The following is a 23198-nucleotide window of genomic DNA, read 5'->3' as shown; positions in this document are numbered from 1 at the left end:
AAAGTAGCACCACACCGTCCCAATCGACAAGGAGAACCGTATGTCTACCGCTGAACAGCTTATCGAGTCGCGCATTTCCGCTAACCATTTCGATACCTCGCGCCGTCTCGCCGACGGCGAGATCGAAGCGCTGATCCGTCTCGCCACGAAGGCGCCGTCGGCGGTCAACCTGCAGAACTGGAAGTTCGTCGCCGTGCGCAGCGACGCGGCGAAGGCGCGCCTGCTGCCGCATGCGTACGGGCAGCAGAAGGTGGCCGATGCCGCCGTCACATTTATCGTGTGCGGCACGCTCGAACCGCATCTGACGCTACCGCGCTCGCTGCAGCCATCGCTCGATGCCGGGTTGATCGATGCCGCGACCTTCGATGGCTGGGTTGGCGCAGCGCGTTCGATGTATCAGGACAACCCGGCTTTCCAGCGTGACGAGGCGATCCGCTCGGCATCGCTGGCCGCGATGACGCTGATGCACGCAGCGCAGGCGAGAGGACTGGTGTCGGGACCGATGATCGGCTTCGACCCCGCCGGTGTCGCGCGCGAATTCGGCCTGGCGCCGACCGATGTGCCGGCGATGCTCGTCACCGTCGGTTATGCCGCGCCGGGCAACTGGCCGCAAAAGCCGCGCAGACCTGTTGCCGACGTATTGGTGTTTGCCTGACCTCACGCAATGAAATCGACATGAACGAGTTGGTCATTTAATCAGGAGTCCAAGATGAAGGCTTATGTGATCGAACAACCTGGCGGACCGGAAGTGCTCGAACTGCGTGACTTGCCGTCGGTTGCGCCGCAGCGCGATGAAGTACGCATTCGTGTGCGTGCATTCGGCATCAACCGCGCCGAAGCGTATCTGCGGGCCGGCAAGCTCGGGCCGATCGACGCGCCGCGCGTTCCGGGCATCGAAGCCGTCGGCGAAGTGCTCGACGATCCGTCCGGCAGGTTTCGCGTCGGCGAGCGGGTCGCGACCGCGATGGGCGGCATGCAGTTCGAACGGAAAGGCAGCTATGCGGAAGAAGTCACCGTACTGGCGCGCAATGTCATATCGCTGCAGGGCGTCGCGCTGCCTTGGGAGGAGCTGGCCGCGTTGCCGCAAGCGTATCTGACCGCGTGGGGCGCGCTGCACAAGAGCCTCAACATCAAGGCGGGGCAAACGCTGCTGGTGAGGGGCGCGACCTCATCGGTGGGACTGGCTGCCGTGACCTATGCGAAGGCATCGGGTGTGCGCGTGTTAGCCACGACCCGTTCCGGCGAGCACACCGATCGATTGCGGCGCGCAGGCGCGGACACGGTCATCGTCGATACGGGAGCAATCGCAGAACGCGTGCGCGACCTGAAGCCGGCGGGCATCGACGCCGCGCTTGAGATCGTGGGCGCGCCGACTCTCCGCGACACGGCGAAGACGCTGCGTCCATTTGGCGCCATCACGGTGATTGGTTTGCTTGGCGGGCCGCCTGTACTGGAGCAATTCAATCTGGTTGCCGATCTTCCGCCCGCTGCGCGTTTGAGTTTCTTTCCGAGCCAGCTGTTCGGCACGGAAGCATTGCCGCTCACCGACACGCCGCTGAAGCCGCTCGCCCTCGATGTAGAAAACAGGCGCATCCCGACTCATCTCGCGAAAGTGTTTGCATTCGATGAGGTGCAGGAAGCGCATCGTCTGGTCGAAAGCAATCGTGCGCTCGGAAAAATCGTGGTGCGGCTGTGAGTGCCGCTCAGAAGAGGAACCTCGGCATGACAGTCAGGACAAGCCTTGCTTCTGTGCTGTTCGCGGCTAGCGTGGCGTTTCCGCGCGTCGCGATTGCTGCGCCCGCCGACGAAACGGACCGGGCCATCACCCGGCAATTGCATCGTTACGAACAGGCGCTGAACCGGTCGGACATCGACGCGATCATGAAGCTCTACGATGATGCGCCCGTTGTCATGGCGCAGAACATGCCGTCTGCCGTGGGACGCGAGGCGGTGCGCACAGCCTACACGCAGGCGTTCAAGGCGATCCGGCTGAACGTGCGCTTCACGATCGACGAGATCAAGCCGCTGTCGCGCGATTGGGCGTTCGTGCGCACGAATTCGACGGGCACGATCGAAACGATTGCAGGCAAGCCTTCGACGCAGCCCGAAGCGAATCAGGAGTTGTTCATCCTGCATCGCGGGCCTGATGATGTATGGCGTGTCGCGCGCTATATCTTCACGGCAACGGCTCCGCCTGCGGCGGGATGATTATCTGCGTCGGCCAGATCCGCCGTCTACGCGCGCCCCGGCAACGCCGTTCCTGTCCGGCGGCGCGCTTCAGCCGCCTCGCTGACGTCCCAGAACGACAGCACCTGCACCGACAGCCGGCAGCGATGCCAGTACATGCCATGCAGGCGGCGACGGATATTGTTCAGCGTGGTCCAGTTGGCGCCCTTGATCGCGATGAGCGCGGCGGGATGCTCGTCGTCTTCGCCGACCAGTTCGATGTCGCGGCAATCCGCGTGCGAATAGCGGAACACGAGTGCTTTGACTTCATCGAGGGTCGCTTTTTGCGGCAGGCCGCTGATCAATAGTTTCATGCCCTTGCCCCGTGTCAGCCAATGATGCTCACGCCGCCGGCGACGAAGATCGTGTTGCCCGTCATGCGGCGCGCATACGGCGTCGCGAGAAATGCGCAGGTGTAGCCGACGTCCATGATGTCGACCAGTTCGCCGATGGGCGCGCGCTCGGCCGCTTCGTTGAGCAGCAGATCGAAGTCCTTCAGCCCCGATGCGGCGCGCGTCTTCAGCGGTCCCGGCGAAATGGGATGCACCCGGATGCGCTTCGGCCCGAGTTCGTGCGCGAGATAGCGGCACGACGCTTCGAGCGCGGCCTTCACCGGCCCCATCAGGTCGTAGTTCGGCACGACGCGTGTCGCGCCGAGATAGCTCATCGCAAACATCGATCCGCCGTCGTCCATTAACGGCGCCGCCAGGCGCGCCATACGGATGAACGAATGACACGAGATGTCCATTGCCATCGCGAAGCCTTCCGCCGAGCTGTTCAGCAAGCCGCCTTGCAGATCGTCTTTTGGTGCGAACGCGATCGAATGTACGGCGACGTCGAGCCGTCCCCATGTCGCGCGAATCTCGTCGAATACGGCTTCGAGTTCGCCTGGCTTCGACACGTCGAGCGGCAGCAGCAGCGACGCGCCGAGTTCTTTCGCGCGCGGCTCGACATAGGGCTTCGCCTTGTCGTTCAGGTAAGTGATGGCGAGGTCGGCGCCCAGATCGCGAACCGCGCGCGCACAACCGTAGGCGATCGAATGCTCGTTCGCGATACCGATGATCAACACTTTCCTTTGCGCCAGCACGGTGCTCGTCGGCGTGTCCATGCTCAACCCTCCAGCCGGCGCAGCGTGTGCCGGGCGATCATCAGTTCTTCGTTGGTTGGAATCACCCAGACATCGATGGCGCTTTGCGCGCTGCTGATGCGCGGACCGTGACGCTGATTCGCCGCTTCATCCAGCGACACGCCGAGCCATGCCGCCAGTTCGCCCACACGCTTGCGCACCGGGTCCGCACGCTCGCCGATACCCGCCGTGAACACGATCGCATCCAGCCCACCGAGCGCCGCCGCGAGCGAACCCAACTCACGCGAAATGCGATAGCAGAACAGTTCGACCGCTTCGGCGGCTTTGGGGTCGTCGCTGGCTAGCAGCGTGCGCATGTCGCTCGAAATGCCGGACACGCCGAGCAAGCCCGAGCGCTTGTACAGCAGCGATTCGATTGCACGCGCATCCATCTTCGCTTCTTCGAGCATCCACAATACGACGCCGGGATCGAGACTGCCCGAGCGCGTGCCCATCACCAGCCCTTCGACGGCTGTGAAGCCCATCGTGCTCGCGATGCTTTTGCATTGATCGAACGCTGTCATGCTCGCGCCATTGCCCAGATGCAGCACGACTGTCTTGCCTTTGGCCGCGCGTTCATCCACTTCCGGCAACACGCTCGCAATGTATTCGTACGACAGCCCGTGAAACCCATAGCGCCGCACACCGCGCGACGTGATGTCGGGTGGCAGCGCAAAACGTGTCGCGACGGCTGGCTGTGTGTGATGAAACGCGGTATCGAAGCACGCGATCTGCGGCACCTGCGCATTGCGCGCCATGATCGAGCGAATCGCGGCCAGATTGTGCGGTTGATGCAGCGGCGCGAGCGGTATCAGTGCTTCGAGTTCCTGCATTACGTGCGCATCGACGCGCACGGGCGCCGAGTATTTGTCGCCGCCATGCACCACGCGATGACCGACGCCGAGCAGTGTCGCGTTGCCTTCGTTATGGCTGCGCAGCCAGTCGAGCAGAAACGCAATCGCGTTGTCGTGTCCGAGCTTTTCGCCTTCAGGCCAGCGTTTGTCTTCGACCACTTCGCCGTTTTGCCGCTTCACGGTGAAGCGCGGATTCGTGTAGATCTCTTCGAGTTTGCCGCCCGCTATGGGTTCGAGTTGCGTGCCTTGCGCTTCGAACGCATGAAACTTGATGCTCGACGAACCCGCGTTGATGACGAGAATGACGTCCATGCCGCTCCTTCGAGTCTGGTTCAGGCAATGGCAGAAGCCGGATGTTCGCGTCGCGCGAGCGCAACCATCGACGCAACCGCGCACGAAGCCAGCCGCGTGATAACGGAATCGGCGCGGCTGGTCAGGATGATGGGCACTTTCGCGCCGAGCACGATGCCCGCAGCGTCCGCGCCGGCGAGGAACGTGAGGCTCTTGGCGAGCATGTTGCCCGCTTCGAGATCGGGCACGACAAGTATGTTTGCATGGCCCGCGACGGGTGAATCGATGCCCTTGATCTTCGCGGCTTCTTCGTTGATCGCGTTGTCGAGTGCGAGCGGGCCGTCGAGTATGCCGCCCTTGATCTGCCCGCGGTCGGCCATCTTGCACAGCGCGGCGGCTTCGAGTGTCGACGGCACTTTCGAGTTGACGGTTTCCATCGCCGAGAGAATCGCGACGCGCGCAGCGGGAAAGCGCAGTGCGTGCGCAAGATCGATGGCGTTCTGCACGATGTCGCGCTTTTCGTCGAGTGTCGGCGTGATGTTGACGGCGGCGTCGGTGATGATGAGAGGATCGGCGCGGCCCGGAACGTCCATGATGAAGCAGTGGCTCACGCGCCGTTCGGTGCGCAGGCCCGCCGCACGCGCGACCACGGCGCCCATCAGTTCATCCGTGTGCAGCGAGCCTTTCATCAGCGCCTGCGCCTTGCCTTCGTTCACCAGTTGCACCGCGCATTCGGCGGCGGCGTGACTGTGCGGCGCATCGACGATAGGCAGATCGCCGAGATCGAGCTTGCCTTCCTGCGCGGCCGCTTCGATTTTCGCGCGCGGGCCGACGAGGATCGGCGCAATCAGTTTCAGCCGCGCCGCTTCGACGACGGCTGATAGCGAATCGTGATCGCAAGGATGCGCGACGGCTGTGGGTGTAGGCGGGAGCGTCGCGGCGAAGGCGACCAGGCGCTCGTATTTATCGCGCTTGTGTTCCATGTTCTTTTCCCTCGTAGATGATGCTATTGCGATGCGCTGTCGTTCATTCGACCTGCTGACGCGTCGACTCCGTGCGCCGCGTGGTTTTCTTCTTCGACGCCGATTCGAAGATGGTCAACACGCGCGCGAGATCGGCGCGCTCGTGATCGTCGAGCGGCAGCATCGTGCTGAGCTTGTCGATGTCGCGCGCGGCATCGCGCACGGTATCGGGTGGTGCGCTGGCGAGCAGTCCGGGCAGCGCTTCGATGGCCGCTTCGGTGTCGAGGCGCAGCAGCGCCGCCTGTTCGCGCACGACATGCTTGAACGACAGAATGCCCTGATCCGACAGCTTGCTGAGCATTTCGCGCGCAAGATTGAAGCGGCGCTCGTCCGCTTCGCCATGCGTGCGCCGTACATATAGCAGCGCGCGCACGCTCGCTTCGACGAGTCCGCCTTCTGTCATATCGTGACGCAGCCGTTCATGTTCGGCGACGATCGACGCTTCGCGTTCCTCGGTGTCGCCGGGTTCCGTCAGCATGGCGCTTGCTTCGCTGTCAGTGTGCGGCGGGAGTCCTGCGAACGCCTGCAACCACGGCGCGCCATAAACGGTTTCGAACATCTGCTCGACGGCGGCGTCGCGCATGTCGCGATAGAAATCGAATGACGCAATGATTGCGTTCGACATCACCGTTTGCATCTGCATGAACGGGTTATCTGCAGTGACGGGTGCGCGCATCTGCTGCACGCTTTCGGCGGCCTTCGCCACCGACGACGCCAGCGGATTGCGATCCGACCACAACTCGTACGTGACGCGCAGAGGATGCAGCTTGCTGCTCACATCGGCTGCCCACGGTGTCGTGCATGCCCGCACCCATGGTTGCAGGAAACTGCGATACAGGCCCAGATTGAAGCGCGATACATACGCAGCGGTAGCAAAGCGCCGGTCGCTCTCGGAATCGGGTTGCACGATCGCGCGCACGTCGGCGATGGTGCGCGGAGAAATCGACAGCACGTATTGGCCTTGCACGAGATCCGCGTGCGGCGTCGCGTCCGTCTTCGCGCCCATATGCGCTTCGTAAAGACCCGACGGCAGCAGATCGATCAGATCGATATTGCTGACGAACTCGCGGTGCTCCTTCTTGCCCGTGCTGCTCGACACGAAAATGCCAAGGTGGCCGATGCTGTCGTGCGTCGCATAGACGATGGTCTGATCGTGGCCGAGCAGGTCAGCGTCGTCGCGATAGAGATCCGTGATCCAGCCGAGCGCTTGCGGCGGCGGGGTAATGTTGTCGCCATATGAACAGAACACGACGATAGGCGAACGGATATTGCGCAGATCGAGCCGCACGCCATCCGACGTAACGATCTCGCCGCTCACGAAGCGATTGCCGACGAACAGGTTATCGACGATGTACTGCATTTCGCCCGGATTCAGGAACACGTGGCCGCCCCAATATTTCTCGAAGCCGAGATAGCGCGGGCCTTCAGTATCGATGTTCGCGTACAGGTTGTATTGCTTGGTCCACAGCGTGTTGGCGGGGTTCAGGTTCTCGAAGTTCTGCACCAGCCACGCGCCGTCGAAGCGGCCATCGCCGAGATCGCCGGTGAGGGCCGTCAGCCACGAACCGCCGAGCATGCCGCCCGAATAACGCATCGGATTCTTGCCACGCCATCCGGCCCAATACGATACAGGCGCGCCCGCAACGACGATCGGGCCGAACAGGTCGGGGCGCATCGCGGCTGTCATTAGGATTTGCCAGCCGGCCTGGCAATTGCCGATCACAGCCGGCTTGCCGGGGCTGTCGGGATGCAGTTCGATGATCTTTTCGAGGAACGCGGCCTCGGCATGCATCACGTCTTCGACGGTTTGCCCGGGAACGGGATCAGGCAGAAAGCCGACGAAGTAGCACGGATGTCCGGCACGCAGCGCAGCGCCGATTTCGCTGTCGCGCTTGAAGCCGCCGATGCCCGGCCCATGCCCCGCGCGTGGATCGACAACGACGAACGGGCGCAGCCGGCCCGGATCGCTGCCTTCGACGAAGTCGTGATCGGGTGTCAGGTCGTCAGGTGGCAGGATGCGCACGAGGCCGTAATTGACGGGGCGCGGCAGCGTGCGGCCATCGACGATAAGCTCGGTGCGAAACTCCGTATCGAGCACGTTCGGCACGTGTTCCTGCAAGTGCGCCTGATACTGGTTGCCGCGCTGACGCATCACGTCGGCGAACAGCACGCTGCGTTGCCATGCGTCGACGGCGTATGCATAGCCTTGCGCGAACAGATTGCCGGGCATGGATGCAAATGGCATCGGCTGCACGAACGTGTCAGGCGAGACGGCGAATAAAGCGGATACCGGTTGAGACTGATTCATGGTCGCATCTGCTCCGTCAAAGGGTCGGCGCCGTGGTCTCATGCGAGGCTCACATGCGCGCCCGATGCCCGCATGAAACGCTTACCCGATGCGCGTGCATCGTCGCAATGAGTCGCGCGGCCTGAAACCAGGGCGAGACATCAACGCGCCTCGACGAGGCGCGGCTTCGATCAAGATCAGCGATAAAAATGGCAGAAGCATGACGCTGTGATGAATGCGTGTTGCACACGCAGGCGAAGCGCGTGTGTGCACTTGTTGCATTGCGTCAATAAGCCAGTGTAGGACGCGATGATTCTTCTGGCAACGTCAAATAAGCCTGGTGTTTGAAGCAGGCTTATCAATGTATTGACATGGATCAAGGCAGTTGTAAAAACCGCCTTGATCCAGAGGGGAAAGGTTTAACGGCCTGCGTCGCGAATCATGTTGCGCGCGATCACCAGTTGCTGGATTTGCGTGGTGCCTTCGTAAATGCGGAACAGGCGCACATCGCGATAGAAGCGCTCGACAGCGTACTCGGACACATAGCCCGCGCCGCCATGAATCTGCACCGCGCGATCGGCGACGCGGCCGCACATTTCCGAAGCGAACAGCTTGCAGCACGACGCTTCCGTCGAAACATCCTGTTTGTCGTCGCGGCGGCGCGCGGCATCGAGCACCATCGAGCGCGCGGCGTAGATTTCCGCGCGGCTGTCGGCGAGCATGGCCTGCACGAGTTGAAACTCGGCGATCGGCTGGCCGAACTGCTTGCGCTCCATCGCATAGCGCAGCGCATCGTCGAGCATGCGCTCGGCGGCGCCGACGCAGATCGCCGAGATATGCAGGCGCCCTTTGTCGAGCACCTTCATCGCGGTCTTGAAGCCGACATCCTCCTTGCCGCCGATGATGTTCGAAGCCGGCACGCGGCAGTTCTCGAAGATCACGTCGCAGGTATGCGCGCCTTTCTGGCCCATCTTCTTGTCGATCTTCCCGAGCGACAAACCGGGCGTGCCTTTTTCGACGATGAACGCCGAGATGCCGCCCGCGCCTTTGATCTCGGGGTTGGTGCGTGCCATCACCGTGTAGATGCCGGCTTCGGGCGCGTTGGTAATGAAGCGCTTGGTGCCGTTGATGACGTAGTGATCGCCGTCGCGCACGGCAGTCGTGCGCAGCGAGGCTGCGTCTGATCCGGAGCCCGGCTCCGTCAGCGCAAACGACGCGATCAGTTCACCCGATGCGAGCTTCGGCAGATAGTAGTGCTTCTGCTCATCGGTGCCGTCGATGATCAACCCTTGCGAGCCGATGCCGTTGTTGGTGCCGATCAGCGAACGGAACGCAGGCGAGGTCTTCGCGATCTCGAACGCGGCGAGTACTTCCTCTTCCATCGTGAGGCCGAGGCCGCCGTATTCTTCGGGAATCGACAGCCCGAACAGACCCAGCTCGCGCATTTCATCGACGATCGCAGCGGGGATTTCATCTGTTTCGGCGACTTCGTTTTCAGCGGGCACGAGCCGTTCGCGCACGAAGCGCGACAGCGAATCAAGCAGAATGGACAGTGTTTCCTGATCGCGGATCATTGTGTATTACCTGTTCGCTATGGCGCGGTTTGCGTTGTGCGTTCGCATGAACGCTTCAGGCATGCCGCGCGAGTTCTTCTTCATCGCCGCCCGATGGCGGCTTCCACTCGTTTGACAAGGGCCGCGAGCCGCGGACCGATGTCGTTCACCAGCTTGTCGCGGCCCAGCACGAAGGCAGGGCCGCCGCAATTGAAGGCCATCTGCGTGCCGTCGGGCGCCGTGAACGGCGCGCCGACACTCGCGATGTCCGCATCCCAGTCGCCATACGACAGGCAGAAGCCACGCGTGGCGTAATCCTCCATCGCGTCATTCACGCCGCGTTCGACGCGCGGCCAGGCCGCTTCGTCCTGCGTGCGCACCTGTTCCAGCACCTCGCTGCGCTCTGCGTCGCCGGCGGCGGCGAGATACGCGCGGCCCATCGACGTCGTCGCGATCGGCAAACGCGTGCCGATGCTGCGCATCACCGTGATGGGCGCGCTGCTGCGCACCCATTCGACGTACATCATCGACATCCGGTCGCGCACGCCAATGGCCACCGAGCAGCCCGCGTATTCGGCCAGTTCCTGCATCAGCGGTCGCGCCAGATCACGGATGTCGAGATTCGACAGCATCGCGTAACCCAGCGACAGCACGCCCGTGCCGAGACTGTACTTGCCGAGCTGCGCGTCGTAGCGCAGATAGCCGAGCTTCGCCAGCGTGCCGGCCAGCCGCGCGACGGTGCCTTTCGGCAAGCCCGTTCGACGCGCCAGTTCGGTCAGGCCGAGATGCCGCTCTTTCAGGCCGAAGCAGCGCAGCAGTTCGAGGCCGCGAGCCAGTGCCGTGACGAACTGTCGGTCCGTCTCGTACTGCTGGTCGTCGAAGCGGGCGATGTCGCGGGATTCTGTCGCGTGCTTCGGCTCTGGGCTGCGGACGTCGTCTGCCTGGGTGCTACGGGCGAATGCTGTCATGTGGTTCGATTCCGTGTCAATCGGTTGCGAAGGGTGGGTTCGCATAGCAGACCATTGTAGGCGACGCGCGAAGATGCGCCAACAGGCCGTGTTCCCGATCTGGCACGGAATTGGACGTTATTCGGAGATGCTTTGCAGGAATAGATTGACGGGTTAACCACTACGCTGCGCATGATGCACGCAAGTGGGGGCCAGTCGCGTCGGAGATTGGCACTCAATGCGAATATGGTTCGCAATGCGGACCGATTGGCCAGGCCGCGACGGATTTATAAAGGACGTGCCGATGGCTGATCGCTGTGGCTCGGCGCGCCGCCTGGACCATACGGGTCAGGATTGCCGAAGCGCGACATCGTGCCGTTCGAGCGTGCGCGGTTCAGTTCGTCGCGTACTTCGGCGCGTGTCTTCGGTCCGCCGCCTGTAGCAGCGAAGACGGGCGGAGCGGAGGACTCGCGAGAAGCCGGTTCCGATGAGGACGATGACGGCGGCGTAGCCGTCTGTGCTGACGGCACGGTCGGCGCAGCGGCCGTCTGCAACGGGGCAGCGCTAGCCGTTTCCGGCGGCTGCACATGAGGTTGAAGCAAGGGCGTATTGACGACGGCCGGAGCCGTTGTCGTGGCATTGCCGGTTGTCGCGTTGGAGCGGAGATCGACTGATGGCGTTGTGTCGTTCGTCGTTACGGCACGTGTCGACGGGACCTGATTCACACGCCGAGACGGAACAGCTCGCGCATGCGTGGGCGTGGTCTTGACGGCAGCTTTCGCATGCTGTGCCGGCGGTGTGGCGTTTCGATCGTCGGGTACGGATGCCAGCGCTACCCGATCCTTGTCGTTACGCGCCTTCTCTTCGCGCGCGGCCAGTTCCTTTTTCAGCAGCAGCGCCTGCGGCTCGTCGCTGCGCATGGTCAGCACTGCGTCGAGGAGCAGGTGCGCGGACGCGAGATCGCCGCGTTGCAGGCTGTCGTGCACCGCCTGCAGCACGCGCGCGATGCCCGCATTGCGCCGGTCGTCACTGGAAGCGTCGGGCATCACGGGCCGCGCGGTGGAAGACAGCGCGCTATCGACGCGCGCGTCCGCCTCTTTCGCCGACGACAGACGATTACCGAACTGAAGCCCAAGCGCCCCGAGCACCAGCGTGCCGATCAGCAGACCACCGGCAACGAACATTCTGTTGGATTCGCTCAACATCGTGTTTTCCTTCGGTTCTACACAGCACACGTCGATACACGCATCGGCCCGCACGCATTCCACAGACAAAAAAGGCCGAGCGCCGCCTGTATGCAATACGAGTTGTAGCAGCAATCGGATGCAGTCAGGCAAGCAAATAAATAACGGCCGGCTGGGATTCGTCACAACTTTGCTGGATGCGCCGCCAATTTCCAGTAGCATGGCGCCAACGCTTCTAACGGGAATGCAGATGGGTTATCTGTTGGTCCTTGCCGTCGGACTTGCGGCAGGCACGCTGAGCGGCGTGATCGGCACGGGTTCGTCGATGATGCTGATGCCTGTCCTCGTGATGCTGTATGGGCCGCAGCAGGCTGTGCCCGTCATGGCGATCGCGGCCATCATGGGCAATTTCGGCAAGGTGCTGGCGTGGTGGCGCGAGATCGACTGGCGCGCGTGCGGCGCGTACTGCTCGACGGCCGTGCCGGGCGCGGCGCTCGGCGTGCGCACGCTGCTGGCGCTACCGCCGCATGCCGTCGAGATCGCGCTCGGCCTGTTCTTCGTCGCGATGGTGCCCGCGCGCCGCTGGCTCGCAAAGCGCGCCGTGCGCTTTTCGCCGTGGCATCTCGCGGCCATCGGTGCGCCTGTCGGCTTTCTGACGGGCATCGTCGTATCGACGGGGCCGATCACGGTGCCCGTATTCATGGGCTATGGCCTCGTCAAAGGCGCGTTCCTCGCGACGGAAGCCGCCGGCTCGCTCGCCGTCTACGCCGCGAAGGTCGCGACGTTCAACCACTTCGGCGCGCTGCCGCTGCATGTCGTGCTGGACGGACTGATCACCGGCTCCGCGCTGATGGCGGGCGCGTTCTGCGCGCGGCGCATCGTCGTGCGCATGAGTCCGGGCACGTTCCGGCTGGTGGTCGACGGCCTGATGCTGTCGTCCGGCCTGTCGCTGCTGTGGGCGGCCGGGCGCTGATCGAACCGCTTCAACAGGGAGAGCAACGATATGATCGAACGCAACATGGTCTCCACGACCTTCGATTTGCCTGGCTATAGCGTCGATACGTCGCTGGGCATCGTGCGCGGCATCATCGTGCGGTCGCGCTCGGTGGTGGGCGCGATCGGCGCGGGGCTGCAAACCATTTTCGGCGGCAATATCTCGCTGTACACGTCGCTGTGCGAGCGCGCGCGGCTCGACGCGTACGAGCGCATGCTCGCCGAAGCGGCGTCGCTAGGCGCGAATGCCGTCATCGGCATGCGTTACGATGCGACCGAGATCGGCGCGGGCGTGACGGAAGTGCTGTGCTATGGCACGGCCGTCCATGTGCGCCGCGACGTCTGAGCGACGTTTTTCAACCTCTGCACTCACTCATAGAAAGGAAGTTACATGCGCCTGTTGCTTGCCCTGCTGTTGCCGTGGTTCCAGTTCTTCACGATTGGCCGTCCGATCGCGGGCATCATCTGCCTGCTGCTGCAGATCACCATCATCGGCTGGCTGCCTGCGGCGATCTGGTCGGTGTATGCGTTGAGCCAGTACAAGACCGACCAGAAGATCGAAGCGGCGCTCGGCCGGCGCTCATAAATGCACCAGGCGCCGTAACCTGCGCCGCACCAGGCGCATCGCCGCGATGCGCGGCCGTTGCATGGATCGGCCTCAAGCAAATGCGCTTCGAGGCCGATAACCAGTCGTTGGGCCTCTGTACCGGGCCCCAATGCAACGGCCCAGATGAGCACACCACACACGCCCCAGTCCGTCCGCCTTCGCGCACTCGTCGACACAGTGCAACGCAACGAACGCACGTTGCGCCGCTTCCAGGATGTCGAGTTGCAACTGATCCGCGCGCAGGATTTCCAGTCGCTATGCCGGGTGTTGCTCGACTATTTGCCGCGCGAATTCGGACTGGAGCGCGTGACGTTGTGGCTCAACGACACCTTGCCGCTGCTGCATGAACTGGCGCTGCGGCATCCGTCCAGCAAGGCCAGCGTGAGCGCCGGCTCGTCGCTGAAACCCGCGCGCGAAATGGGCGAAACGGCTGCGCAACTCTGCGCACAAGGCCGGCCGTGGCTGGGCACGCCTGCCGCGATGACCGGCGCGGCCTCCGATGCATGGTTCGCCGCCGACGCACAGCCCGCCAGCGTGGCGCTTCTGCCGCTCGCGGCCAACGGCGTGCCGCACGGCTACATGTGCCTCGCGAGCGACAACGAAAGCCGCTTTTCGCCCGGCATGGCAACCGACATGCTGGAGCGCTTCGCGGTGATCGTCGCGGCCAGCCTCGATAACGTCGCGCATCGCGAGCAACTCGAACGGCTGGGCGCAACCGATGCCCTCACGGGCTTGCCCAACCGGCGCTACTTCGACGAGCGGTTGCGCGAAGAGACCACGCGCGCGTCGCGCTACCGGCTGCCACTTGGTTGCCTCTTCATCGATATCGACACCTTCAAGCCGATCAACGACCAGCACGGTCACGCCGTCGGCGACCGCGCGCTGGCGATGGTGGGCGCATGCCTGCGCAAGCAGACGCGGCTCGGCGACACGATCGCGCGCTACGGCGGCGAAGAGTTCGCGGTCCTGCTGCAAGGCGACCTGAAGGATTCTCTGGTGGTGGCCGAGCGCATGCGCGCCGCGGTCGCGCAGCTGGAACTGCGCGGCGACGATGGAGCACGCATCGCGTTGACGGTATCGATCGGCGTATCGGCGCACTCGATGCAGCAAGGCGCCGATCTCGATGGGCTCGGCCGCACGCTCGTCGACGAAGCGGACCGCGCGATGTACAAGGCCAAGAGCGACGGTCGCAACCGCGTGGCGACGCTTTTGATCTAACCGGCGCTGTCGTGGTCGTCGACGAATAGCATCGACACGTAAAGAACAGTCGACACGACGATGATGCCGACGCCCACGAAAACCTTCGTGCGGTTGAATTCGAGTCCGCCGTTGATCGCGACGGCAATGCCGGCAACAGCCGACAAGGTGCCGATCGCGGCCAGCGCGACGTGCGCCTTGCTCCAGATCATTTTGCGGCGCGCGCGGCGCTTCGGAGATTTCCAGGGTTCGATGGGCATCAGATAGAAAGACAGGTGTTGCGAGGTTCGGCACAAGCCTGTCCTGCCGCGATGACACGGCACGCAAGACGGCAAGACAGGCAAAACGGTAGGGCGCGAAAGGGCGATTACTGGATCGGCGTGCCGTTGCGCGTGATCTGCACGGCCGTCGCCGATGCATAAGTTGCGCGGATACTGTCGCCGACCTTGAGCTTGTCGAGCGGGACGTCCGGCGCGACCTGCAGCACGACAGTGCGTTCCGGCCCGCGCAAGGTCACCTGACGCTTCTTGCGATCGATCTTCTGCACGGTAGCGACGACTTCCACATGACGTGTCTGCGTCGATGCGCCACCTTGCTCGGGCGTGGTCGTCTGCGTTTCGACGCGGGAGCGCACGCCCTTCGTATCGACCTTGTCCGCCGACAGCAGCAGCGCGCCCTTGTACGAGATGTGCACTTCGTCGCCCACTTTCAGTTTCTTCACGTCGCCGACATCGGGATCGACATCGACAATGGTCAGGCCACCGCGTGGTCCGCGGATGGTCACTTCATTGTTGTCGGCGTCTATCTTGACGATGCGCGCCGTCACGTCGGCGACGGCAGCCGTGCCGACGGCATTCGGGGCAGGCGAGGATGCTGGATTGTCCTGCGCGCGGGCGTCGAGGGCGGGCGCGGCGAGCACCGCGCATGCCGCCGCAATGGCGAGGATGCGAATCGGGTGGCGAGCTGCAGCTTGCATGAGAGACTCCTCGGATAGTTGGACTTCGGGTCCGGTGGCCGAATTGTTGGGATGTGTCACGTGCGAATCTGGCCGTCGGTTCAGGCGGGCTCTGCGGCGTGGCTGGCCGCCTTTCTTCTTGCATCGTCATACACGCGGCGGCGCTCGGCCTCGACCAGCAGGCGCTTGCGCTTGATCGACTGACGATGGATGGGCGGCCCCATCACCGCGACATAGTCCGCAAAGCGATGCTTCTGGTAGCGGCGGAAAAAGTCGGGGCCGGGCAAGCCGTTGCTCAGCGCAAGCAGCACGCCGTAATCGATGTTCGATACCTCGCCGAGCGACGCCACGGCGCGTTCGAGCGCGTCGTAGCGGGCCGTGAGCGGATCGCTCGCGCCGAACAGTGCGTGAAAGCGCTGATAGGGCAACAGGCGTTCGTGCTCTGCGGCGCGTCGCAAGGCCACTGCGATGCGTTCAATCCGTTCCACTTCCATCTCGACCTCCGCGCGTGATGCGCCGCTGCGCACGACGTTACTGTCGGCGCGAAAGGCGGCTGCAATTAATTGGTCAGGCTATTTGCTGTTTAAAGCTTTTTTGACGTTTATGAAAAATTGATTTAACTCAATTGTCAAAAACAGTTTTGTGGGCGCGTAAATATTCACACCGCTTTGTTAGCGATGCGAACGAGCAGGAATAATAGACTATTGTCGCGGCTTGAAAAGCCTCGCGATCAAGGTGTGTGATATTGAAACCGGCGTAAGGCCATACGACGTTCCCTCGGAAAACGTAGCAGGCGCACCAATCACAGTGCGGAGTGTCAGGATGGGTCGCATCTGGTGCGAGTAATGATTACTGCATGCTAGCAAACGATTTCGCCAAGTTCAAGCCGCGCACCACCATTCGCAATAAATGTGAGGATCTTTATTGTTGACCAAAATGGTTTGACTGTTTAATGACGTTAAATGCAACGCAATAAAATTGATAAATGATTTTTCCGCTTTCATGAAATTTCGAGTGCGGCATATACAAAATCGCCGGCAGGATATATTGGTCGATTTTGACCTTTGTCAGGTCAGTGCAAGGCCCGTCACGCGCCGATCAGGCTTGCGCGCTCCGACCACCTGCGAGACCGTTCATGCCGCCACGAAACGAAGCATTGCCGACCGTCATGCGCAGGCTTGCCGCAGGCAAGATGCTGATGGAAGGCGCGTCCGTCAGCGACGTCGCCACCCAGTTGCATATCTCCGAGAACACCGTGCGCAAATATCGGACGCTGGTGAACGAGGGCGGGCTGGAGTCGTTGCGGCAGATGAGTGTAGGCGGGCGCTCGTCGGTGCTCGACGAGGCGGCGATGCAGTGGATCGCGGCAGCGCTGAACGGGCCTGCCGGCGTCCACGGCTTTCCGTCGGATGCGTGGACCAGCAACCGGCTGCGCGAGCTGATACATGCGCAGTTCGGCGTCAGCTATTCGCGCGTGTATACGTGGCAGATCGCGACCAATCTCGGGCTAGGGCACCGGCTGACAAAATCGCGCAAGTGAGTGCGCGAGTGAGCACGTAACGGGGCGCGCCGGTGACGGCAGACGCCGTCAGTGCGTCGCGGGCAGCAGTTCGCCCCACGCGACGAGAATCTTCTGGATGCTGAGCGCGTAGGCGTCGCGCTCTTTCGGCGATTCCGAGTGATACGCGCCGACTGCGCGCCACGTATTGCCGTACTTCACCATCTTCTGCTTGATGAGCCACGCCGCGACATAGATGTTCACGCAAGCATCCGTGAGCGCGCGATGCGGAATGCCAAGGCGCTTCAGATCGCTGAAATGCACCGAGTTGATCTGCAACTGGCCCACGTCGATCGAGCCATTCGAGTTGTGATTGATGGCAGTGGGATCGCCCTTCGATTCATGCCACGCGACCGCGCGCAGGATCGACGGATTGACGCCCTGGTACACGGCTGCCTGCTCGAAGCAGTCGTTGGCGCGCGCGGTGCCGCAAGTCAGCGACGCGAACGACAGCGCAAGCGCGGCAAGCGCACCCTTGAACGGGCGCCGCGAGCGGGGCGCGGCGTGGAGTAGGTGAGTGGTCACGTGTGACGCTCCGTTGAGTGCGCGCATTCGCGCTTATTTCGCCAGCGCGAGGTCGAGTTGTTTGTCGATCGTGCGCAGATAGGTGCGCGACGCGTCGGATACGACGAGGCGCGCAGCGGGCGTGGCAGGGCGCAGGTCGACTGGCGCGCGTACCTTGCGTTTCTTCGCAGCGGGCTTGGGCGCGAGCGGTTCGTCGTCCTCGGCGGTCGTTTGCGGCAGCATCGCGAGCGTCGGCAGCGGCGGATAGACCTTGTCGGCAGCGGCGGACGAGTTGGCGCCCGCCGTCCCCGCGGCTGCATTGGCAGACAGCGCACCGGCGACGGCCGGCTGGCCCGCGTGCGCGGGCTGGCTCATGAGCGCGGCGAGCGCGATGCCCGCTGCGAAAGTGGCGAAACTGGCTAGACGGAACATGATGTGGCTTCCCCTCATGGCGTCGCGGCCGTCGGCCGGATCGACACGCTGTACGGCTGGCTCGCGCCTGCCGTCAGGTTCTCGAGGCTGAGCTTCGCGGGATGCTGAGACGGCACGCCGCGCCAGATCGCCTGGTTCAGATACGGCAGATCCTGACCCAGGGCAGTCACGAGAATGGTGGTCGGCTGCTTCTGCGAGGCGGCCAGCGCACCCGCCTTGGCGAGCACCGCCGACAGCTGCGGATCGCGCGCGCCGAGTGCATCGGGCGGAATCGTGAAGCTGATCACATCGTTCGACACGGGCGGCTTGTCCGCCTGCGATGCCGTATTGGCCGGCAGCTGCGCGCAGCCTGCCAGGACGGCGAAAACCATACAAAACGCAAGCTGTTTCACGAGCCGCTCCAGAAGTCGTTGACGCTATTTCGGTTTTGACGGCACGATTGCGGCGAACTTGATATGCAAACCGCAAACGTTTGGCAAATCGGGAAACTTGACTCAAGATGAGCGGCCGACCGGAAACTCTGACCGTCGAGAAGTGGGAAAGCGGAGAGGTTGCCTCAGTGGTTTGGCGTGTCCGGAAGCATGCTTGAGCGCGCAACCGCTTTTATGCGGAATACATTTCGCGCGGCTCGCCAGGATTGCGAGACGACCTCTGCGTTTATCTGGTGCGCGACATATTTGCGTAACACAGTCATGAAACAAAGCGGCCTCAAGATAACGTCCCTTGTTCCGGCGTGAGCGATCGGGTTCGTTCCACAGCGGTTCCGCCTCAACCTGCAAAACGACCTGCAAAACGATATGTCAGCGGATTTCATCTGGAGGCTGCTCGCCGCGTTTGCGTGCGGCGTGGCAATTGGTCTTGAACGTCAGATGCGCCAACGTACGGCGGGGCTGCGCACGATCACGCTCGTCGCCAGCGGCGCATGCCTGTTCGTCACACTCGGCATGCTGACGGGCAATGGCGTCGCGGGCGTCACGCAGATCGCCGCCTATGTGGTGTCGGGCGTCGGCTTTCTCGGCGGCGGCGTGATCATGCGCGACAAAGGCTCGATCCAGGGCATCAATACGGCGGCGACGCTGTGGTGCTCGGCGGCAGTGGGCGTGTTGTGCGGCTCGGGTCACTATGGGCCGGCGGTTGCGGGCACGGTCGTCGTGCTCGTCACTAACACGGTGCTGCGCGAAGTCAGCCGCATGATCAACGCGACGCCCGTGTCGAGCGCGGATCTCGTACGCGAATATGTGCTGACCGTGGTGTGCCGCGAACACGAGGAGATTCATATCCGCACCGTGCTGTCGAATTCGATGTACTCGCAACCACTGTCATTTCAGAGTCTGACGAGTGAGGATGTCGAAGGCGATCCATCGCGTATACAGGTAACGGCAACGCTGCGCATGCATCCGAAGGATCAGGCCAAGCTCGAACTGATGGCGAGCCGTATCAGCATGGAGAAAAGCGTATCGAGCGTGAGCTGGTCCGCAAAGGAAGTGGAGCCGACGCCCGAATGAAAAAAGCGCATCGCAGTGAGACTGCGATGCGCTTGCAGCCGTGTGACGGCGCGTTGACGAATGCGCTTATTGCGTGGCGAGATGCTTGCGCTTCGCCAGTTCCTGCGCTGCTGCGTATTGCGCCTGAATGGTGGGCAAGGCCTTTTGCGCAGCGTCCTTCAGCTGTGCATTGCGGCCCGATGCGATCTCGGCCTGAAACGCCGACAGCGTTTTCTGCTGGCCGCTCAATGCGACCTGCTCGATATACGCCTTGTCGCAGTCTGCGCCGCGCAGATTCTTGATGCTATCGAGCGTGGCCGTGTCCGGATTGTTGTGCGGCACGTCGACACCACGCGGGCTGGCCGCGCGCAGTGCGTTGGCGATCGAGAGGTTGTCGGCGGCGGCCTTTTCAGCGAACGCTTTCACGTCGCGGTCCGTCGAGCGCGACGTGGCAATGCGTGCTGCGTCGCGCTGCGTGGCGACGCCTTGCGTGCCGTCGTTGACGAAGCTCTGGTCGGCTTCGTGCAGCCGCACGGTATCGGCGGCTTGCGCTTGCGTTGCCTGCGCCGGTTGCGCGGTTTGCGCGTTCACCGCCGATGCGAACAGCAACAGACTGGTCGTGGATGCACAGACGATGGAAGCGATGGGCAAACGGATCATGTGTTCTCCTTCAGTAATCTGCGAATGAACTGATAAATCAGCCGAGAGGCATTCTAGGTGCCGGTTTCGCGCCCAGGTGAAACGGCAATGTCGCTTGTGTAACGGTGCGTAAAGGTTGTGGCGTGCCGCGCGCATTGATGCGGGCAATCTTGCGGATCGGGATGGCGTCTGTTGCGTGCTTCATCGAAGACAGAGGCGGCGAACCGGGAGTATCGTGAGCAGCGCGGCAAACTGTGCCGTGCTTCAGCAAGGCGACGCATGTCGCGCTCTTATCCTCGACAGGAGATCGCAATGGCCAAAGTTCTCGTTCTGTATTACTCGGCGTATGGGCACATCGAACAGATGGCGGAAGCCATCGCAGAAGGTGCGCGCGGTGCGGGCGCGCAGGTCGATATCAAGCGCGTGCCGGAAACCGTACCTGAAGAGATCGCAAAGAAAGCGCACTACAAGCTCGATCAGCAGGCGCCCATCGCGACTGTCGCCGATCTCGAGCAATACGATGCCATCGTGGTCGGCACGGGTACGCGTTATGGACGTATGTCATCGCAGATGGCCGCGTTTCTCGATCAGACGGGCGGGCTGTGGCTGCGCGGTGCGCTGAACGGCAAGGTGGGTGCCGCGTTTGCATCGACGGGCACGCAACACGGCGGGCAGGAGACGACGCTGTTCTCGATCATCACGAACCTCATGCACCTTGGCATGATCATCGTGGGCCTGCCGTATAGCCATCAGGGGATGATGAACATGACGGAGAGCGTCGGCGGCGCACCCTATGGCGCGACCACGATTGCAGCAGGCGATGGCTCGCGTCAGCCGAGCGCCATCGATCTCGAAGGCGCGCGGCATCAGGGCGCACTGGTGGCGAAGACGGCAGCGAAACTGTTTGGCTGATCAGGTTGCTTCGAGGGCGTCGGGCGAGTCTGGCGGCAACGTCAGTGGTGCGATTTCGACGTTGCCGAGCTGTTCGAGCAGCGACGGCGCGAGCAGCAATTTCGCTGCGCGCACGCCCGCGCCCATCACCACTTGCTGACGTTGCATCACGGCGGCATCGACGAGAATGCGCCAGCTTGCAGGCAGACCGAACGCCGTGATGCCACCGAATTCCATTGCACTCTGTTCCGTCGCAAGCTCGCGTTGCGCGAACGAAATGCGCTTTGCGCCGAGCACTGCCTTGACGGCGCCGTTGACGTCGAGCCGCAGCGAGCCGAGCGTCACGATGGCAGCCAGATGCTCGCCGCCATCCTTCTTGTATTTGACGACAATCGTGTTCGCGCAGTCTTCCATCGGGAAACCGTAACGTGCGCTGAAATCGGCGGTGTCGGAGGCGTCGTCGGTGACGGAGAACACGACGATGTCGCGGCCTTCGATCGATGCGGCAACGTGTGCCGGAAGATGCGCGCCGACCTGATCGGGCGCGATGATGTCGAGCTTCTGAAGCGGTTCGTGCGAAAGCATGGTGACCTGTGAACAGTGAGCGGACGAAGATAGCGCGCACTCATTGTACGATCGATGGCGCATACGGGGCGGCGCCCTTCATCGGCTTGCGAAGCTTTCCGCGTATTCAAAAGTAAAACGCCGCCCGTGCGTGGGCGGCGTTTTGAATGTCACGCGTGCACGTCGGGCGTGCAGCGCATTGACGCGCGGTCGATCATTCGAGGTCGTCGAGCTGTTCGGCGAGAATCATCTGCGACATGTTGCGCGGGCGGCTCGACGGACGGCTGAACGGTCCGTAGACGGCATCGCCGCGCACGATGTTCGCGCCCGTGAGCGCGCAAACGCCGCGCGAACGTGCGATGCGGCGCACCCAGAGTTGCTCGGTGTAGCGGCCGGCTGTCGAATCACGCCAGGTGATCGAAATCGATTTCGCGCCAAAACGTTCGACGAACGTGATGACGGCGCCGCTGTGCTGGTCGGCGGCCGCTTGTGCGCGCTCGGTGTTGGCGCTGCGGCGTGCGGGACGTGCAGCGCATGCGCCCTTGTCGCACGAGCCGAGCTTGATGTCCTGTGCGGGCGCTTTGCCCAGCCGTGAAATGGTTGCCGTCCAGGGGTCGCGCAGCGCGGGCGCACTGCCGCCGCCAGCGGACTCAGACGGCAGGCCAGCGTATAGCGTCTCCTTGCGGCGCAGTTCCGGCTCGCCGCTCGCGCGCCGGTTTGCGTGGGCGCGAGGCCTGGTATCAGCCGGTGTGGCTGTTGCAGTTCCAATCCTGCTCACGTCGACTCCTCGTTAAAGCGTGGCCCTTCGGGGCGGCTCATCCAGGTCCGCAGAACCTTACGTTCTGCTTTTGATGGCCGCCCGCAGCCGCAAACGCGGCTGCCTGCGCGGGCGAAAACGCATGCACCGCGCGTCGCTACGCCCTCACGGCGAACGATCCGAGCGGTTCCACGCTGGGTCACAGCGTTGCAATCAGCTTTCGCGGCCGGCTCGAACCACCGGTCGCATGGCGTGCATCCTAACGATTTGCCTGGACCAGATAAATGCCAGCTAAATGAACACTCAATTTATCTAAATCAAACAATGGACGTCCGGTAAGCCGCTGGCGACGGCAATCGCTTGCTGTACTGGGCTGCGCGGGAATGCATATACACAGTGACGTCGGTGGAAACGGGCCGATTGGGGCTACGGGGTGCGGGGTCTTGTCTTGACATCGCGAGGTGGGCGTCCATACTCGGACAGTACTTCGCCGCCCGGCCCTCAACCGTTTTCTTCTTTAGGATTAGCCGTCATGGAAAAGACAGTGAAGATTCCTGGTCCCGATCATCCCATCACGATTGCAAAGAGCGGTTCGCGGGTGGTGGTGTCGGTAGCGGGGCGCACGATTGCCGATAGTACCGATGCATTGTCTTTTCATGAGTCGTCGTATCCGGAAGTGCTCTACATTCCGCGCAAGGATGTGGATATGACTTTGCTCGAGCGTACTGATCATTCCACCTATTGCCCTTATAAGGGCGAGTGCAGTTACTACAGTATTCCCGTTGGTGGTGAGCGGTCGGTTAATGCTGTGTGGAGTTATGAAAGCCCATATGAGGCTGTTGATGCTATTAAGGGGCATGTGGCGTTTTATGCTACTCGCGTGGATGGGATTGAGGTTTCTGGGCGGTGAGGTTTGGTGTTTGTTTTTGTTTTTGGGTTTGCTAGTGCGCGTGGTGGGTAGGTTGTTTTTGCGCTTTCGCTGGCATCCGCGATTTGTTTTCGTACTTCACGCGTTGCCCCTGTGCGGGGCAGCACCTACTTTTCTTTGCAGCGGCAAAGAAAAGTAGGCAAAAGAAAGCCGCTAACACCACCCTCTACGGTCCTTGCCTGCGGGCCCCCAGCCGGTC

General features: G+C 62.6%; 28 protein-coding genes. 11 read left to right on the top strand and 17 right to left on the bottom strand.

Going from position 1 to position 23198, the window contains the following annotated elements; all coding sequences use genetic code 11:
• Window positions 1-40 precede the first annotated feature (40 nt).
• The 3 genes from DK391_RS23585 to DK391_RS23575 are packed head-to-tail and all read left to right on the top strand — an operon-like array spanning window position 41 to window position 2208.
• Window positions 41-655: a nitroreductase family protein gene (locus tag DK391_RS23585; RefSeq protein ID WP_109480409.1), complete on the top strand. Its 615-nt coding sequence runs from the start codon at window positions 41-43 to the stop codon at window positions 653-655.
• Between the two features lie 54 nt (window positions 656-709).
• Complete coding sequence (locus tag DK391_RS23580) at window positions 710-1696, top strand: zinc-binding dehydrogenase (protein WP_109480408.1); 987 nt, start codon at window positions 710-712, stop codon at window positions 1694-1696.
• 26 nt (window positions 1697-1722) lie between these two features.
• Window positions 1723-2208 (top strand): nuclear transport factor 2 family protein, encoded by a 486-nt coding sequence (locus DK391_RS23575; RefSeq protein WP_109480407.1) that lies wholly within the window; start codon window positions 1723-1725, stop codon window positions 2206-2208.
• 26 nt (window positions 2209-2234) lie between these two features.
• On the opposite strand, the gene DK391_RS23570 is transcribed toward DK391_RS23575, so the two are convergent.
• From DK391_RS23570 to DK391_RS23535, 8 genes are all read right to left on the bottom strand, one after another.
• On the bottom strand, window positions 2235-2540 hold the full coding sequence (locus DK391_RS23570) for a hypothetical protein (RefSeq protein WP_109480406.1): 306 nt from the start codon (window positions 2538-2540) through the stop codon (window positions 2235-2237).
• A 14-nt stretch (window positions 2541-2554) separates the two neighbouring features.
• Window positions 2555-3334 carry an enoyl-ACP reductase FabI gene (gene fabI / locus DK391_RS23565; protein ID WP_109480405.1) on the bottom strand — a complete coding sequence of 260 codons (780 nt, stop codon included), beginning with the start codon at window positions 3332-3334 and terminating at the stop codon, window positions 2555-2557.
• Window positions 3335-3336: 2 nt separating this feature from the next.
• Entirely contained in the window at window positions 3337-4518 is a 1182-nt protein-coding gene (locus DK391_RS23560; RefSeq protein ID WP_109480404.1) for an acetate/propionate family kinase, read from the bottom strand.
• A 20-nt stretch (window positions 4519-4538) separates the two neighbouring features.
• Window positions 4539-5507: a phosphate acetyltransferase gene (locus DK391_RS23555; RefSeq protein WP_275426831.1), complete on the bottom strand. Its 969-nt coding sequence runs from the start codon at window positions 5505-5507 to the stop codon at window positions 4539-4541.
• 16 nt (window positions 5508-5523) lie between these two features.
• The gene (locus DK391_RS23550; RefSeq protein WP_109480402.1) at window positions 5524-7827 is read right to left on the bottom strand and encodes a DUF3141 domain-containing protein; all 2304 of its coding nucleotides are present in this window, start codon (window positions 7825-7827) and stop codon (window positions 5524-5526) included.
• 398 nt (window positions 7828-8225) lie between these two features.
• The gene (locus tag DK391_RS23545; RefSeq protein ID WP_109480401.1) at window positions 8226-9380 is read right to left on the bottom strand and encodes an acyl-CoA dehydrogenase family protein; all 1155 of its coding nucleotides are present in this window, start codon (window positions 9378-9380) and stop codon (window positions 8226-8228) included.
• An 80-nt stretch (window positions 9381-9460) separates the two neighbouring features.
• Window positions 9461-10327 (bottom strand): IclR family transcriptional regulator, encoded by an 867-nt coding sequence (locus DK391_RS23540; protein ID WP_109480400.1) that lies wholly within the window; start codon window positions 10325-10327, stop codon window positions 9461-9463.
• Between the two features lie 266 nt (window positions 10328-10593).
• Complete coding sequence (locus DK391_RS23535; protein WP_109480399.1) at window positions 10594-11511, bottom strand: DUF4148 domain-containing protein; 918 nt, start codon at window positions 11509-11511, stop codon at window positions 10594-10596.
• 229 nt (window positions 11512-11740) lie between these two features.
• Here DK391_RS23535 and DK391_RS23530 point away from each other — a divergent pair, with 229 nt between their 5' ends.
• From DK391_RS23530 to DK391_RS23515, 4 genes are all read left to right on the top strand, one after another.
• Window positions 11741-12463 carry a sulfite exporter TauE/SafE family protein gene (locus tag DK391_RS23530; RefSeq protein WP_109480445.1) on the top strand — a complete coding sequence of 241 codons (723 nt, stop codon included), beginning with the start codon at window positions 11741-11743 and terminating at the stop codon, window positions 12461-12463.
• Between the two features lie 30 nt (window positions 12464-12493).
• Window positions 12494-12829: a YbjQ family protein gene (locus DK391_RS23525; protein WP_109480398.1), complete on the top strand. Its 336-nt coding sequence runs from the start codon at window positions 12494-12496 to the stop codon at window positions 12827-12829.
• A gap of 45 nt (window positions 12830-12874) precedes the next feature.
• Window positions 12875-13069 carry a YqaE/Pmp3 family membrane protein gene (locus tag DK391_RS23520; RefSeq protein WP_109480397.1) on the top strand — a complete coding sequence of 65 codons (195 nt, stop codon included), beginning with the start codon at window positions 12875-12877 and terminating at the stop codon, window positions 13067-13069.
• A gap of 144 nt (window positions 13070-13213) precedes the next feature.
• A complete protein-coding gene (locus DK391_RS23515) occupies window positions 13214-14308 on the top strand; it encodes a DUF484 family protein (RefSeq protein WP_109480396.1) in 1095 nt (364 codons plus the stop codon).
• Here DK391_RS23515 and DK391_RS23510 read toward each other — a convergent pair.
• The 3 genes from DK391_RS23510 to DK391_RS23500 form a co-directional block, all read right to left on the bottom strand.
• Window positions 14305-14547 carry a DUF2964 family protein gene (locus tag DK391_RS23510; protein ID WP_109480395.1) on the bottom strand — a complete coding sequence of 81 codons (243 nt, stop codon included), beginning with the start codon at window positions 14545-14547 and terminating at the stop codon, window positions 14305-14307. The genes DK391_RS23515 and DK391_RS23510 overlap by 4 nt on opposite strands.
• A 107-nt stretch (window positions 14548-14654) precedes the next feature.
• Window positions 14655-15263 (bottom strand): hypothetical protein, encoded by a 609-nt coding sequence (locus DK391_RS23505; RefSeq protein ID WP_109480394.1) that lies wholly within the window; start codon window positions 15261-15263, stop codon window positions 14655-14657.
• Window positions 15264-15343: 80 nt separating this feature from the next.
• Window positions 15344-15736 carry a hypothetical protein gene (locus tag DK391_RS23500; RefSeq protein ID WP_109480393.1) on the bottom strand — a complete coding sequence of 131 codons (393 nt, stop codon included), beginning with the start codon at window positions 15734-15736 and terminating at the stop codon, window positions 15344-15346.
• A 641-nt stretch (window positions 15737-16377) separates the two neighbouring features.
• Here DK391_RS23500 and DK391_RS23495 point away from each other — a divergent pair.
• Entirely contained in the window at window positions 16378-16782 is a 405-nt protein-coding gene (locus DK391_RS23495; protein ID WP_109480392.1) for a helix-turn-helix domain-containing protein, read from the top strand.
• A 48-nt stretch (window positions 16783-16830) separates the two neighbouring features.
• On the opposite strand, the gene DK391_RS23490 is transcribed toward DK391_RS23495, so the two are convergent.
• Genes DK391_RS23490 through DK391_RS23480 form a run of 3 tightly spaced genes read right to left on the bottom strand, consistent with a single transcriptional unit; the run spans window position 16831 to window position 18107 of the window.
• A complete protein-coding gene (locus DK391_RS23490; protein ID WP_109480444.1) occupies window positions 16831-17325 on the bottom strand; it encodes a lytic transglycosylase domain-containing protein in 495 nt (164 codons plus the stop codon).
• Window positions 17326-17358: 33 nt separating this feature from the next.
• The gene (locus DK391_RS23485) at window positions 17359-17736 is read right to left on the bottom strand and encodes a hypothetical protein (protein WP_109480391.1); all 378 of its coding nucleotides are present in this window, start codon (window positions 17734-17736) and stop codon (window positions 17359-17361) included.
• 14 nt (window positions 17737-17750) lie between these two features.
• Entirely contained in the window at window positions 17751-18107 is a 357-nt protein-coding gene (locus tag DK391_RS23480; protein ID WP_109480390.1) for a hypothetical protein, read from the bottom strand.
• 426 nt (window positions 18108-18533) lie between these two features.
• Here DK391_RS23480 and DK391_RS23475 point away from each other — a divergent pair, with 426 nt between their 5' ends.
• Window positions 18534-19241, top strand: a complete 708-nt coding sequence (locus DK391_RS23475; RefSeq protein ID WP_109480389.1) for an MgtC/SapB family protein — start codon at window positions 18534-18536, stop codon at window positions 19239-19241.
• A gap of 66 nt (window positions 19242-19307) precedes the next feature.
• On the opposite strand, the gene DK391_RS23470 is transcribed toward DK391_RS23475, so the two are convergent.
• Complete coding sequence (locus tag DK391_RS23470) at window positions 19308-19880, bottom strand: DUF4142 domain-containing protein (RefSeq protein ID WP_109480388.1); 573 nt, start codon at window positions 19878-19880, stop codon at window positions 19308-19310.
• Between the two features lie 291 nt (window positions 19881-20171).
• Here DK391_RS23470 and wrbA point away from each other — a divergent pair, with 291 nt between their 5' ends.
• Window positions 20172-20771 carry an NAD(P)H:quinone oxidoreductase gene (gene wrbA, locus DK391_RS23465; RefSeq protein ID WP_109480387.1) on the top strand — a complete coding sequence of 200 codons (600 nt, stop codon included), beginning with the start codon at window positions 20172-20174 and terminating at the stop codon, window positions 20769-20771.
• Here wrbA and DK391_RS23460 read toward each other — a convergent pair whose 3' ends face one another.
• Both DK391_RS23460 and DK391_RS23455 read right to left on the bottom strand, forming a co-directional pair.
• Window positions 20772-21335, bottom strand: coding sequence for a YbaK/EbsC family protein (locus DK391_RS23460; RefSeq protein WP_109480386.1), 564 nt, complete (start codon window positions 21333-21335; stop codon window positions 20772-20774). It lies immediately after the preceding gene.
• 193 nt (window positions 21336-21528) lie between these two features.
• A complete protein-coding gene (locus DK391_RS23455) occupies window positions 21529-22092 on the bottom strand; it encodes a DUF3331 domain-containing protein (protein WP_109480385.1) in 564 nt (187 codons plus the stop codon).
• 511 nt (window positions 22093-22603) lie between these two features.
• Here DK391_RS23455 and DK391_RS23450 point away from each other — a divergent pair.
• Window positions 22604-22981, top strand: coding sequence for a DUF427 domain-containing protein (locus DK391_RS23450; protein WP_109480384.1), 378 nt, complete (start codon window positions 22604-22606; stop codon window positions 22979-22981).
• The last annotated feature ends 217 nt before the right edge of the window (window positions 22982-23198 follow it).

This window comes from Paraburkholderia sp. C35, from assembly GCF_003121405.1.
GTDB lineage: Bacteria > Pseudomonadota > Gammaproteobacteria > Burkholderiales > Burkholderiaceae > Paraburkholderia.
This window is presented reverse-complemented; position numbering and strand designations above follow the sequence as displayed.